We start from the raw sequence: 12651 nt of genomic DNA, 5'->3' as shown, positions 1-12651 counted from the left end.
GGGAAGTTCCGCTAGTCGCCCGGGGTCCCGAAGCCGCGCACCGCGCGATCCCACAGCCCGTTCGGCAGCAGCCGGGACAGCTTCGACACCGTGGCGGCCTGCCAGGGGAAGGAGAAGTCCGAGGCCCCTCGGAAGATGGCGCGGCCGATGCGGTCCACCGCGTCATCGACTTCGAGCAGGAACGGCATCTTGAAGGCGTTGCCCGCGGTGCCCGGTGTCCGCACGAAGCCTGGGTGGATCGCGGTGACCTTCACTCCCCGGGGACCGAGGTCCACTCTCAGTCCCTCGATGAAGTTGGAGAGGAAGGCCTTGGAGGCGCTGTAGGCGACATGGCGCGGCAGCCCGCGCCCCGCGGCCTGCGAGGAGATGCCGACCAGGTGGCCAGAGCCGCGCGAGACCATCCGGTCCGCGACCGCGCCAAGGGTGGCGGCCGCGCCGCGCACGTTCACGTCGATGATCTGCTCCACCGTGTCCCACGCGAGCGCGTGGCCTGGCGTCTCCGGGGCGATGGCGGCGTTGGCCACGACGAGCTCCAGCCCTCCACAGGACTCATCGATCGAGCGGATGACCTCGAGCGTCGACCGGGCGTCCGCCACGTCCAGCTGCACGGGGACGATTTCGCCCTCGCTCTGGACCTCGCGCGCGAGCGCCTCGAGCTCTTCCAGGCGGCGGGCCGCGCCGAAGACCCGCACCCCACGGCGAGCCAGCCACGCGGCGAGTCCACGTCCGATCCCGCTCGAAGCGCCGGTGATGAACGCGGTCCTGTACGTGCCTTGCATGGCGCCTACTGTAGACTGGGAGGTACCCATGTCATCGAGACGAGACTGGTGGCTCGCGCTGGGGCGGAAGGTGGGACTGTGGCCGGGCCATGGCTGGCAGGCCCGGTTCGAGTTCTTCGTCACGCATGGCCTGCTGGAGAGCGTGCCCCATCCCCGGCAGATCGAGACCGCCACGGTCGAGATGATGCCGTTCGCGTTCAACGAGACGCCCATCGAGTACGCCGCCAACCGCACGAGCATCTGGGGCCACATCCCCCTGCGCGTGCCGCTGCAGCTCCTCTACTGCCCGCAGCAGGCGATCGTCTGGAACGGGCTGCTCGCCACCCCCCACACCCTGGTCAAGCACCTGCTGTCTGCCTTCCACGAGGACGGGGTGATTGCCTACGACCTGCAACTGCTCCAGTCGCACCCGGGAGGGCTCGAGCTGCTCGAACGCTCGGCGGAGGAGGTCGCCTCGGGGGAGCATCCGCTGGCGCCCATGCTGAGCGCGATCGCCGGCGGCTATCACGCTCACCTCGCCGAGCTGGCGCGTGCCGCTCGCCGCTTCGAGTACCCGGCGGATCTGGATCCGCGCTTCAGCTCGTTCGTGGGCTTCTCCCGGTACTGCCTGCAGCTGCCCATCCCGCCGTGAGCTGACTGTCATGCGCTGTCATGGGCCGTAATGGTCCGGTTCCCGGCCAGACGGCATCTTCCCTCGTGTTCCCGGGGCGCTTCACCGCGCCTCGGGCCCACCCACACCGAGAGGAAGACACCCATGTCCGCTGATCTGACCCAGCTGCTCCCCACCCTGACCCAGGGCGCCACCGGCCGCTTCGATGGCCACACCGACAACAGCCTCGATCCCTGGCACAACCTCAACAACGAGGGCGGCCAGCCCGCCGTGACGACGCTCACCGCGTCCCAGCTGCTCCTGCAGGGCGCCTACTCCTACTCCCATGAGTCCATTGGCTCGGGCTCCGGGAGCATCACCCTCAGCATCGCGCTGGCTGGCTCCAACGCCTGTGTCGTCTCGCTCACCTTCACCGGCGCCTTCGGTGGCGGCACCACGTTCACCTCCTCTGGCACCTACAGCACGACGCAGGATGGGGACTACACGCAGGTGACCTACGCGCTGAACGATGGTTGGAAGCTCGTGCAGACGCCGTTCGGCTCGAGCGCCCTCTGGTACCAGGGGGTGGAGTTCCAGCTCTCCAACGGCCAGGCGTTCTGCTTCGAGAACATGTCGAGTGACTCGGCCAAGGTGGCGGCCCGCTCGCAGCGCAACGTGAGTCGTCGTCAGGCTCCTCGTCAGGCCCTCCAGGCGCGCTAGCCCGAACAGCCCCAGCCCCGTTCGAGGACTCCCATGACGAGCACGACACTTCAGAACGCACGCCAGAACGCCACGCGCATCCAGCAGCTCCAGCAGCGGTTGAAGCAGCTGGCCAGTCCGACCACCGTGCCGACCGGCATCCTCTACGGGGCCACACTGTCCCCGTTGCGTCTCGGCCAGAGTGAGGGCGGCGCCGCGCCCGTCCTGAGTCAGCCCCAGTGGAAGCAGTTCTACATGGAGCTGACCCAGGGCGCGCTTCCGGGCACGACGCTGCCGCCGCTGTCGGAGGTCGAGGCGCGGGCGGCCCGCCACCGGGAGCAGGGCGTCATCCCGCTCGCGCTGGGCCACTTTCGCTACCAGGCGCCGGGCAAGCAGCTCGCTGCCGTCATGGGTACCTACGTCCGGGAGGGCGGACAGTTCCCCGAGGCGGAGTTCTCCCAGCCCGGAGGAGGGCTGGAGGAGCAGACGGCGTTCTTCGCCTCTCCGCTCTGCAAGGACGAGTACCGCGTCCTCGAGCTGCTGCCGCACGTGAATTACGGCCGGACCGTGCGCTACCTCGTGCCTTCCGACCTGGTGCTCACCAACCCCGGCGCTGCTCCCGTGGCGGTGGAGATCGACTTCGGCGACGGCGGCGGCTATCGGCCGGTGACACTCGACCAGCCCATCGCGGTCACCTATTCGTCGGCCGGGGACAAGGTGATTCGCGTTCGCGCCCGGCCGGAGCAGCCCGCCCTCGCCGCGAGCTGCCGCCTCACGGTGGCCGAGGCGTCGGCTCCGGGCGCCAGTGACATCTGGGCGCTCTCCTCGCCCATCTCCTTCCAGAACGTGACCGCGACCGGCTACGCCTACGTCCTCTACGGGGCTGGCCACACCCAGCTCACCAACCCCCTCATCATGGCCGAGGGCTTCCCGGGGGGATATTCGCTCGACACGCTCTGGAACATCTTCAACGAGCAGAACCTCGCCACCAACCTGTTGGCGATGGGCTACGACCTGGTGCTGGTGGGCTTCGATGATGGCACCAACTACCTGGAGGCCAACGCCGGGGTGATGATCGCCGCCATCCAGCAGGCCATCTCCCAGACGTCCTCGAGCACGAACCTCGTCGTCGGCGGCGCGAGCATGGGCGGGCTGGTAGCGCGCTATGCCCTGGCCTACATGGAGCAGAACAACCTGCCGCACCAGACGACGCACTACGTCTCCTACGACACCCCGCACCTCGGGGCGAACGTCCCCGTCGGGGTGCAGTACTTCGTCCAGGTGCTCTGGGAGAAGACGCAGAGCGCCGGGCTCCAGCAGCCTTCCCAGCTGCTCCTCAGCAAGGCGGCGCAGGAGATGCTCATCTCCTGGGTGCCGGGTCCCTCCTCGAGCCAGGAGATCTCTCCGCTGCGCACTAACTTCCTCGCCAACCTGAGCGCGCTGGGCGGGTTCCCCAAGCAGCCCAAGCTGCTGGGCGTCTCCAACGGAGCGACGGATGGGACGCTCAACGGCACCCCGCCCGCGTCCCAACCGGTGTACGAGGTCAATGATCCGTTCTTCCAGTTCTACATCGCCACCTCGCCGGGCATTTATGACTCGCAGGCCGGCGGCTCGGGCGAGAACTATGTGGTCTTCGCCACCCAGGTCGCGGGCTGGGTCGACTACGTCTCCTGGGGAGGGCAGTCCCCCGCCTACGACTCCGCGCCCGGTGGAACCTCGGCCTTCTTCCAGACCATCTCGAGCGCGGTGAGCCAGGCCGGCTACGACGCCACGATGCAGTATGCGAACGGGTGCTTCGTGCCGACCATCAGCGCGCTGTCGATGAGCTCGCTCAGTGTGTACAGCGCCACGCAGTTGGTGCAGAACGTCACGCAGACGCCGTCGGACCTCGATGCCTGGATTGGCTCGGCGAACGACCCCCACGTGACCATCACGGCGGACACCGCCCAATGGCTGCTCTCGCAGCTTCCGAGCCCCTCGCAGCTCGCCGTGCGCAAGGCGGCGGTGGGGTAGACGCTCCCGGAGTGGCGGGCCTCCTTCAGGAGGCCACGCGCTCCCGGGGCACGGCTCCGGCGACGGGCTCGCGGAGCGTGAGCACGGCGGCTTCGGCGGAGGCGCGGAAGGACTCGGCGTAGCGCTCGGGGGAGAGGAGCGCTTCGGGCAGCAGCTCCTGGTAGGGGCCGAGCTGGGTCTTCACCTCGTCCATGAAGGAGGTGGGCGGCGCCTCGCGCTCACCTTCGTAGAACGCGCGCAGCTCGCGGTCTTCCTCCAGTCGAGCGCGGGTGCGCTTGTGGAAGTCGATGAAGCCTCGTCCTTCGTCCACGCTGCGGCCGAAGTTCACCAGCTTTCCCCAACCCCCGGGAGTCACCCGCGTGCGGCGGAGGACGGCGCGCCACGAGTAGGCGAATTCGTAGAGCCCGATGAGCCGGTCGTAGAGCTCGACAGGGGAGTAGTGCAGAGGGCGCACGTTGCCGAAGCAGTTGGTGTCGAGCAGCGAGAACGGCATGGCCAGCGTGCGTCCGGAGGCATGCAGCTCGCGGCTGAGCGGCGCGTTGTAGAAGTTCGTCACCAGGAAGTAGGTCGGGTAGATGCCGGGGGAGAGTTCCACGAGCCGCTTCGTCAGCTCCCAGGGCAGGTCTCCCTGGTCCGTGTCCAGCCCGACGATCATGTTCGTCTGGATGTGCTGCACCTCGGCCTGGACGACGTTCAGGGCCTGCGCCACGTGCTGGACCTTGGCCTCTCCCAGCAGCCGCGCGCGCCCCGACTTGTCGGAGAAGTCGAACCATGACTCGATGCCAGGCCCCAGCAGCCCGAAGCGGGCCTTGCCCAGCCGGCGGACGTTCGCGGCGCTCATCAAGGACAGGCTCATGTGGGCGCAATGCACCAGGCGTGTGCCCGAGTTCTCGATGGCGCCCAGGTATTCATCGAAGCGGACGCCGAAGTTTGGATCGTGCCACCCCACCAGCGTGTCGGCCCCCCAGCGGCGCTCGATGAAGCGCAGGTCCTCGATGAGCGGCTCCACGGGCAGGCCCTGCCACCGCGTGGGGGCGTCCACGCAGAAGCTGCAGGTGTACGGACAGCCCAGGCTGCCCAGCATGGGCACCAGCCGTAGGACGTGGGTACCCTTCTGGAGGCAGTGCTCGATGAACCGCGCGCGCTGGGCGACGCTGGGGAGCGTGGTGGGCCCTTCCTTGGCGGAGAGGATGACACCCCGCGCCTGCCGCTCGGGCGCTCCGAGGAGCCCGGCGATCAATGCGCGGTCCGTGGTCTGGCAGATGTAGTCGAAGTGCTCGCGCGCGTGCTCCGCGAACGACTGGGCGTGTGGACCTCCGAGGACGGTCACTACGCCTCGCGCGCGGAGGGAGCAGGAGAGCGCGTACGCCACGAAAGAGGCCCGGGTGAACGCGGAGATGAACACGACGTCCAGACCGTCCGGGAGCAGGCGCACGAGGTCTTCCTGTGCCGTCCAGACGGCATAGTGGACCTCGCAGCCGAGCTCCTCCGCCCAGACCGCCACGGCCTGCGGCATCACCGACGCCGTCCCGGGCGCGATGACGCGGCGGCGCAGGAGTGGCGTGGTGACCGAGTGCGCCAACAGCTCCACGACGCCGACCTTGAGACGGTTCACCGCTCGAAAATACCGTAACGTGGAGGCGTGAAGCACGACCTGGTACGGGCCTACGGCTCGGATCCCATCTCGTATTCGACGCTCCAGGGGGGGCTCTCCTATTTCGAGACCTCCTTTGGCTACGTCGCCTACCAGCGTGCCTTCGGGTTCGAGCTGACCCTGGGTCCTCCCGTCTGTGCCAGCGGCGATCGGGCGGAGCTGCTCCAGCGCTTCCTCCGGGACAGCAGGCGCCCGCTCTTCTTCTACCTCCCCCGCGATGTCGCGATGCTCGCAGCCGGGCTGGAGGAGCGACGTTTTCGCGTCAGTGGCATGGGCGTGGACAAGGTGATGGCGCTCGATGCGCCGGAGCGAGAGGCCAGCGCCAAGGTGCGCGGTGCGCTCAAGAAGGCCGCCCGGGCGGGCTTCGAGGTGCTCGAGGTGCGTCCCTCGGAGCTGAGCGCTTCGGAGCGCGAGCGGCTCGGGGCCATCACCCGGGCCTATCTGCGCAAGAGCGCGGTACCCGTGGAGATGCACTTCCTCAACCGCCCGCTCTCCTTCGACGACGATGGGCTCGCGCGGATGTTCGTCCTGCGGCAGGGCGAGGAGGCCCGCGTTTTCGGCTATGCGGTGCTGGACCCGTACTTCGACGGTGGCCGCATCCAGGGTTATCTGCTGAACCTCATCCGCTTCGAGCCGACACGGCTGTGGGGGGTGTACTACTCGGCGGTCGCCACGCTCGCCTCGCGCCTGCGAGCCGAAGGCGTCCGGCAGCTCTCCCTGGGGTTCTGTCCGTTGGTGGACGTGGACACGGAGGGCTGCTCGCCCGTGCTGGCCCGCCAGGTGCGCTGGCTGGAACGCCAGCTCGCGGGGGTCGGGTACTTGGCACGGCTCCGGGAGATCAAGGGCGAGTTTCCCGGGCTGACGCCCCAGCGCTACTTCGTCACCCCCTCGCCATTGGCCGTGACGACCCTGGTCGCACTGTTGCGTGCCTGCCGTGTCCCTTTCTCGGAGATCCTCCGCCGAAGTATTTCCGAGTAGGGTAGGGTGCCGAGGCGACTGTTGCGTGGAGGCACTCGTGGCGAACCCTGGCGCGTTCGACAAGGACTTTGGCTACCTGATGCCGTTCCTGGACAAGGTGGCGGCCGCGGCCAGCGAGCTGACGGACCCGGTCGCGCGCGAGGAGCTCATCCAGCTCATCGCCGAGGAGAAGGTGCGCTGGGAGCGCGCGCGCGAGCTGCTGCGCGGTGCCTCGGGCAGTGCCGCTCCTCCCAGCCCTTCCACGTCCGCCGCCGCCCCCCTGCTGGCCCGCTCCTCGGCGGATGGCATCAACCGCGTGGCCCCGCTCACGACGGGGCTCACGGTGGGCAGCCTCAAGCAGTCCCGCTGAGCCGCGCGCCGCTCAGCGCGTCCAGGCCTTGAGCTGGTGCAGCGCGTCGTAGGTGGCCGCCTTGTAGGTCTCCGACAGCGTCGGGTAGTTGAAGCACGTCTCCACGAAGAGCGAGGCGCCCGCCCCGGCCACCAGGGCCGTGAGGCCCACGTGGACCAGCTCCGAGGCCTGCTCGCCCAGCACGTGGACCCCCAGCAGCTTCTGGCTCTCGCGGTGGAAGAGCAGCTTCAGCAGCCCGTGCGTCTCGCCGATGATCTGCCCGCGCGGGTTGGTGGAGAACGAGGCGCGGCCCGCCACGTACGGCACGCCCCGGGTGCGCAGCCCCTCCTCCGTCTCCCCGGCCATGGAGACCTCGGGGATGGTGTAGATGCCATAGGGCAGCACCGGCGAGGGCGTGTGGGGATCTCCAAAGGCGTGCAGCACCGCCACGCGCGCCTGCTCCATGGAGGTGGAGGCCAGCGCGGGAAAGCCGATGACGTCCCCCACCGCGTAGATGTGTGGCACGGACGTCTGGTAGGTGCGGCCCACCTCCACCTGCCCTCGGGCGCCGAGCTTCACCCCGAGCGTCTCCAGCCCCAGGCCGGCGGTGTTGGCGGAGCGGCCCGAGGCCACCAGCACCTGGTCCACCTCCAGCTGCTCTCCGCCCGAGATCGTCAGCCGGATGGGCTCGGATTGCTGCTCCGGCACCTGGACGGTCTCCACCGTGTGTCCGAAGCGCATCCGCACGCCGAGCGCCTCCATGCGCTGGCCCAGCAGGGCGGAGAACTCGTCATCCAGGAAGGACAACAGCTCCTTCTTCACCTCCACCAGCGTCACGGGGATGCCCAGCGCGGCGAACATGCAGGCGTACTCACAGCCGATGACGCCGCCGCCCACCACCACCATGGCGCTCGGCAGCGCGTGTAGATCGAGGATCTCGTCCGAGTCGTGTACGCGCGGATCGCCGAACGGGTAGAGCGGCGGCCGGAAGGGCGTGGAGCCCGTGGCGATGAGGACGTGGTGGGTCGTGAGCCGGCGCTCGGGCAGGCCTTCCGCGCGCACCACCACCGTGTGCGCGTCCGCGAGCGCGCCCTTGCCCTGGATGACCTCCACGCCGTGGCGCTGGAGGTTCTGGGCGATGCGCAGGCGCTCCTGCTCCTTCACCCGGCGCTCGCGGTAGAGGAAGTCGGACACCGTGGCCTCGCGGCGCAGGCTGCTCTCCACGCCGTAGAGGCCGCGCGCGCGGTAGCCGGACAGGTAGAGCGCCGTCTCGCGCAGCGTCTTGGAGGGCAGGGTGCCGGTGTTGGCGGCGGTGCCACCCAGCACGGGCTCGCGCTCCACCACCACCACCCGCTTGCCCAGCCGCGCGGCCTGCACCGCGCCCTGCTCGCCCGCCGGCCCGGAGCCAATCACCACCAGATCGAAGTCAGCCATTCCCGACGCTCTCCTCCCGTGCGCGAGCGCAAGGTACGCGAGTGGCGCCGGGCTTTGAAGCGCTCGCGGTGGGTGTCAGGGGCCAAGCTGCTGATTGAGGAAGGCCCCCGTGCGGCGCATGGCGTCCCGGCTGCTCTCCACATCGTCGGTGAACTCGAAGGCGTGGTGCGCTTCCGGCAGCTCGATGAGGGTGAGCGGCGCCTTCTTGCGCCTGGCCTCCTTCACGAAGGCGTCGATGCTGGCATTGAGGGCGGGGTTGTCCCGGCCCGCACGCACCAGGAGCAGGGGCAGGGGCTTGCGGGAGGCGCGCAGCAGCTCCAGGGGCACCAGCTCCTTGGGCTGCGCGGGCTGGGTGGCGAGCATGGGGTAGTAGGCCACCGCGCACTTGAGATACGGCGGCGGGTTGCTCAGCACGGGCTTCAGGCCCCAGAGCCCGCCGCCGGAGAACACCATGAGGCACAGCTTCTCCGGATCGATGGCATGGGTGGTCGCCTCGCGGCGCACGAAAGCGATGGCGTCCTCGACGTTCGCTACCAGGTCCTGCGTGCCGGCGAACCACTGCTCGGGTTGGGGGCCTCGGGCGGGGGAGCCCAGCTCTGGCATCACCACGATGAGTCCGTGGGCCGCCAGCCAGCGCGCCTCGCCGGCAAAGGCGGTGGTGTCCTTGAGGAAGGGGGCATGGGCCGGCGGCACCAGGCCGTGGACCAGCACCACCGCCGGCACGGCGCGCCGCTTCGCCACTTCCGGGATGTAGAGGTCGAGCTTGAGGTCGCGATTGCCCGCGCGCTTGTAGACGAGGTCCTTGCGGACTTCGATCTCCTCCATTCCGGGGATGGTGAGGACAGGGCGCAGCTTCGAGAACTCTGGAGGCTGGGCAGCCTTCCACTCCGGACTCGAGATGGGTGAGTCGGCGACCATGGGGAGGCCCATCGTGGGTACCGAGGCAAAGCCCAGGTGCGTGCGGAGCCACTGGGCCCGGTCTCGGCGCGCGGCCTCGTTCAGCTCGTGACCACCCTCGTAGATCTTGAGGAGCTTGGCTGGGGGCGCTGCCTCGAAGTACTTCCGCGTCCGCTCATAGGGGACATATTGGTCCCCTCGCGGGTACTGGAAGAGGAAGGCGGCGGAGGCGTTGCGGACTCCGACGATGCCGTCGAGCGGTTCGATGGAGGCGAGGAACTCCTCAAGCTCTTCCGGTGGGGTGCTCTTCCGCCACGCCGTCTCCATCGGGCCGGTGCCATGGCGCATGCCGTGCGTGAAGTCGCCCATGCCCGCCATCAGCACGAAGGCGCGCAAGCGGGGCTCCACGCCGGACAGCCCACCGCCGATGCTCGCGCCGAAGCTGTGTCCCACGTAGGCCAGGCGCTGGTCGTCCACCTCCGGGCGCCGGGTGAGCACGTCCACCCCGCGTCGCAGGTCGATGATCGCCTGTCGCCAGGTGTCGCCCATCTGCGGACCGACCATCGGCCGGCGCCAGGGTTCGGGTCGGACGAAGGGCGCGTCCACCAGCAGGCTCACCACGCCCGCGCGGGCCAGGGAGGTTGCCTCGTCGAGGAACTCGTTCTTGGTGCCCTCTCCCCAGTGCTGGAAGAGGACGGCGGGGAAGGGGCCCCGGCCCGGCGGGAGCACGAGCCAGGCGGGGACAGGGCCTCCGAGGGGGCTCGCGTAGGTCAACTCGGTGACGGTGACGTCGCCACGCCGCTCCGAGCGCACCTCTTTGACGTCCAGCGGCTGTTGGGCGTCGTAGGCGGTGAGCCGTTGCAGCTCGGGGAGGTGGGAATCAGGAGTACTGGCAGCGAGCGCGGGTGCAGCGAGGACGAGCGCTCCGAGCAGGGAGAGAAAGGAGAAGTGGTGAGGCCTCCGCATCGTCTGGCTCCTCGGGGAAGGCGGGCGGGGAACGGCGGAGGCATAGCCCAGCAGGACCGGCACCTGTCCAGCGACGCATCCGCGCGACTTGCTGCCCTGTTGTCCCCGGAGCGTTCTGCCATTTTGTCGCACGGCCCCGAGTGTCCGCAGGGAGAGGCCCCGTGGTGTGGGGTTTGCAGTGCCACGCGGTGATGTCACGCAAGGAGCGGCTGAGACTTCGGGTGTGGCCCCTGTTGTGGACGCGCTACCACGTCAGGCTCGCGGATCGTGCCTGGCGGGGGAAGCTGGCGCGGTTCATGGAGAAGCGCCTGCACGGCAAGGTTCCGGAGGGCGCCTGGGGAGTGCGCTGTGTGGTCCGGGGGGCCTATCCCGCCGAGAAGCACATGGGGCCGAACAGCGCCGTGAAGAATCACTTCGACGTGGTGTGTAGCTGGTGGCGCGGCTGGCGGCTCTGGGAACGCGAGTCCTGCCGCACCGCCGTGCGCTATGTGCCTGCCAGCGGCGAGTTCCTCTTGCGGTCCGAGGAGTGGAGCACGCGAGAGCTCCTCGAGGTGAAGCAGCGCCGGAAGCAGGCGGTCTCCGCGATGCTCGATCGAATCATCGCGGGCTGTCCGCTCTCGGAGGTGGAGTCCTTCTCCTGCCCGGTCTGTGGGGCGCCGATGTCCGTGGACTTCGCGCCGGAGCGCGAACCCGTGGACTTCGAGATGGAGTGCGAACCCGTGGACTTCGAACTGGAGCGCGAAGGAACGCGCTTCCTGCTCTCGTGCTCCGAAGATGCACGGCATGTGCATCAGGAGGCCATCACGGAGCATTCGCTGGACTGGTGGACGGAGGCTTCTACGCCTGGAGGAAGCCGCTCGCCTCGGGAGCCACCTCGGTGAAGCGCACCCCCATGCGGCTCGATGCCTGCGGCTGGCTGGCGGGCTGGGCCCATACCACCTCGCCGCGGAAGCTCAGCGTGCGGCCGTCCACCTCGAAGCTTCCGTGGAGCAGCGAGCCGGGCAGGAAGACGAAGGGCGCCTCCATGCTGAAGCCGGTCGCGGAGACATCAGCGGTGTGGCCGGGGAGGCGGTTTCCGAGCAGAAGCGGGAGGTGGCGCGCGTTACGGGCGGAGCGGGAACGGAGCATGGCTCCATGGTGATACAGGCCCGTAGCCGCACAAGTTTCCTGCCCGTGGTGCCGTGATCAGGCCTCGTGCTCGGAGGAGGAGGTCGCCTGCTCCGAGGCCGTGTGCCGCCCCGTGTAGCGCAGCCCCTGAGCTACCTCCTCGGGGGTGAGCAGGCGGAAGCCGCTCTCCGGCACATCGAGCTCCACGCCGCCCACCGCCTCGCGGTGTAGCGCGCGTACGGGCAGCCCGACCGCACCGAGCATGCGTTTCACCTGGTGGTGGCGACCCTCGGTGACGGTGACCTCCACGGTGTGGGCGTCGCGTACGTGTACCTTGGCGGGCCGGGTGGGGCCGTCCTCCAGCGTCACGCCTTTGCGCAGCGGCTCCACCTTCTCCTCGTCGGCGGTGCCCTGCACGGTGGCCACGTAGCGTTTGGGCAGGTGCGTCTCCGGGGACGTGGCGTGGGCTACCAGCTTCTCGTCATTGGTGAAGAGCAGCAGCCCCGTGGTGCCTCGATCCAACCGGCCGATGGCGTGCCAGGTGTAGCGGGCGAGGTCGTCGGGCAGCTGGGGCAGGAGCACGTCGTACACCGTGTTGGTGCGGTGCTGGCCCACGGTGGAGGTGAGCAGGTCCGCTGGCTTGTTGAAGGCCAGCACCCGCGTCTCCGGCTCGCGCTGGACCTCGATGCCGTCCACGCGGAGCACGGCGCCCTCGGGCACCGGGGCGAGCGGCTGGCGCACCTGGCGCCCGTTGACGGTGACGCGGCCCTCGCGGATGGCCTCCTCCGCCTCGGGCTGGGGGAGGACACCGGCTCGGGCGAGCGCCCGGGACAGCCAGTCGGGCTTCGCCTTGCCCTCCCATCGGCTCCGGCTCGGGGGCTTGTCGTGAGAGGCCGGAGACCGGCGGGCAGGGGGCTTGCGGGGCATGGGACAGGGCACTGTACCTGCCGTGGCGCGCAGGGGAAGCGCGTCAGTGCCTGGGAGGCTCGGAGACGATGCTGAAGTCCTCGCCCTCGGCCGAGCCGGGCGTCTTTCCGGGCTCACCGCCGGGCACCTTGCGCTCCTTGTCGGGGCCCTCGGCGGAGTGGGGCGTGCGGCTCGGCATCTCGCGCATGGGCTCCTCTCGCTTCGGATGGTGCTCGTCCTGGTGGGCTTCCAGGCCCGTGTGCTCGTAAGGCATGTGGTCCATGTCGTGGTCCTCGTGGAA

General features: G+C 69.3%; 13 protein-coding genes. 6 read left to right on the top strand and 7 right to left on the bottom strand.

Features of this window, described 5'->3' with window-relative positions:
- Positions 1-11 precede the first annotated feature (11 nt).
- Positions 12-779, bottom strand: coding sequence for an SDR family NAD(P)-dependent oxidoreductase (locus SYV04_RS04310; RefSeq protein ID WP_321544296.1), 768 nt, complete (start codon positions 777-779; stop codon positions 12-14).
- A 28-nt stretch (positions 780-807) separates the two neighbouring features.
- On the opposite strand from SYV04_RS04310, the gene SYV04_RS04305 reads away from it, so the two are divergent.
- The 3 genes from SYV04_RS04305 (at position 808) to SYV04_RS04295 (ending at position 4080) form a co-directional block, all read left to right on the top strand.
- Positions 808-1410 carry a hypothetical protein gene (locus SYV04_RS04305; protein ID WP_321544295.1) on the top strand — a complete coding sequence of 201 codons (603 nt, stop codon included), beginning with the start codon at positions 808-810 and terminating at the stop codon, positions 1408-1410.
- Between the two features lie 123 nt (positions 1411-1533).
- Entirely contained in the window at positions 1534-2088 is a 555-nt protein-coding gene (locus SYV04_RS04300; protein WP_321544294.1) for a hypothetical protein, read from the top strand.
- A gap of 33 nt (positions 2089-2121) precedes the next feature.
- Positions 2122-4080 carry an esterase/lipase family protein gene (locus SYV04_RS04295; RefSeq protein ID WP_321544293.1) on the top strand — a complete coding sequence of 653 codons (1959 nt, stop codon included), beginning with the start codon at positions 2122-2124 and terminating at the stop codon, positions 4078-4080.
- Positions 4081-4105: 25 nt separating this feature from the next.
- Here SYV04_RS04295 and SYV04_RS04290 read toward each other — a convergent pair whose 3' ends face one another.
- Positions 4106-5695, bottom strand: a complete 1590-nt coding sequence (locus SYV04_RS04290; RefSeq protein WP_321544292.1) for a radical SAM protein — start codon at positions 5693-5695, stop codon at positions 4106-4108.
- Positions 5696-5722: 27 nt separating this feature from the next.
- On the opposite strand from SYV04_RS04290, the gene SYV04_RS04285 reads away from it, so the two are divergent.
- Positions 5723-6712: a phosphatidylglycerol lysyltransferase domain-containing protein gene (locus SYV04_RS04285; RefSeq protein ID WP_321544291.1), complete on the top strand. Its 990-nt coding sequence runs from the start codon at positions 5723-5725 to the stop codon at positions 6710-6712.
- A 37-nt stretch (positions 6713-6749) separates the two neighbouring features.
- Complete coding sequence (locus SYV04_RS04280) at positions 6750-7061, top strand: hypothetical protein (protein WP_321544290.1); 312 nt, start codon at positions 6750-6752, stop codon at positions 7059-7061.
- 12 nt (positions 7062-7073) lie between these two features.
- On the opposite strand, the gene sthA is transcribed toward SYV04_RS04280, so the two are convergent.
- Positions 7074-8474: a Si-specific NAD(P)(+) transhydrogenase gene (gene sthA / locus SYV04_RS04275; protein WP_321544289.1), complete on the bottom strand. Its 1401-nt coding sequence runs from the start codon at positions 8472-8474 to the stop codon at positions 7074-7076.
- A gap of 75 nt (positions 8475-8549) precedes the next feature.
- On the bottom strand, positions 8550-10337 hold the full coding sequence (locus SYV04_RS04270; protein ID WP_321544288.1) for an alpha/beta hydrolase family protein: 1788 nt from the start codon (positions 10335-10337) through the stop codon (positions 8550-8552).
- A 161-nt stretch (positions 10338-10498) separates the two neighbouring features.
- Between SYV04_RS04270 and SYV04_RS04265 the strand changes: the two genes are divergently transcribed.
- Entirely contained in the window at positions 10499-11218 is a 720-nt protein-coding gene (locus tag SYV04_RS04265; protein WP_321544287.1) for a hypothetical protein, read from the top strand.
- Here the strand turns inward: SYV04_RS04265 and SYV04_RS04260 are convergent.
- Genes SYV04_RS04260 through SYV04_RS04250 form a run of 3 tightly spaced genes read right to left on the bottom strand, consistent with a single transcriptional unit; the run spans position 11175 to position 12633 of the window.
- Positions 11175-11465, bottom strand: a complete 291-nt coding sequence (locus tag SYV04_RS04260; protein WP_321544286.1) for a PilZ domain-containing protein — start codon at positions 11463-11465, stop codon at positions 11175-11177. The genes SYV04_RS04265 and SYV04_RS04260 overlap by 44 nt on opposite strands.
- A 57-nt stretch (positions 11466-11522) precedes the next feature.
- A complete protein-coding gene (locus SYV04_RS04255) occupies positions 11523-12371 on the bottom strand; it encodes a pseudouridine synthase (protein WP_321544285.1) in 849 nt (282 codons plus the stop codon).
- 43 nt (positions 12372-12414) lie between these two features.
- On the bottom strand, positions 12415-12633 hold the full coding sequence (locus SYV04_RS04250; protein WP_321544284.1) for a hypothetical protein: 219 nt from the start codon (positions 12631-12633) through the stop codon (positions 12415-12417).
- Positions 12634-12651 lie beyond the last annotated feature (18 nt).

This window comes from Hyalangium ruber (genome assembly GCF_034259325.1).
GTDB classification, from domain to species: Bacteria; Myxococcota; Myxococcia; order Myxococcales; family Myxococcaceae; genus Hyalangium_A; species Hyalangium_A rubrum.
This window is presented reverse-complemented; position numbering and strand designations above follow the sequence as displayed.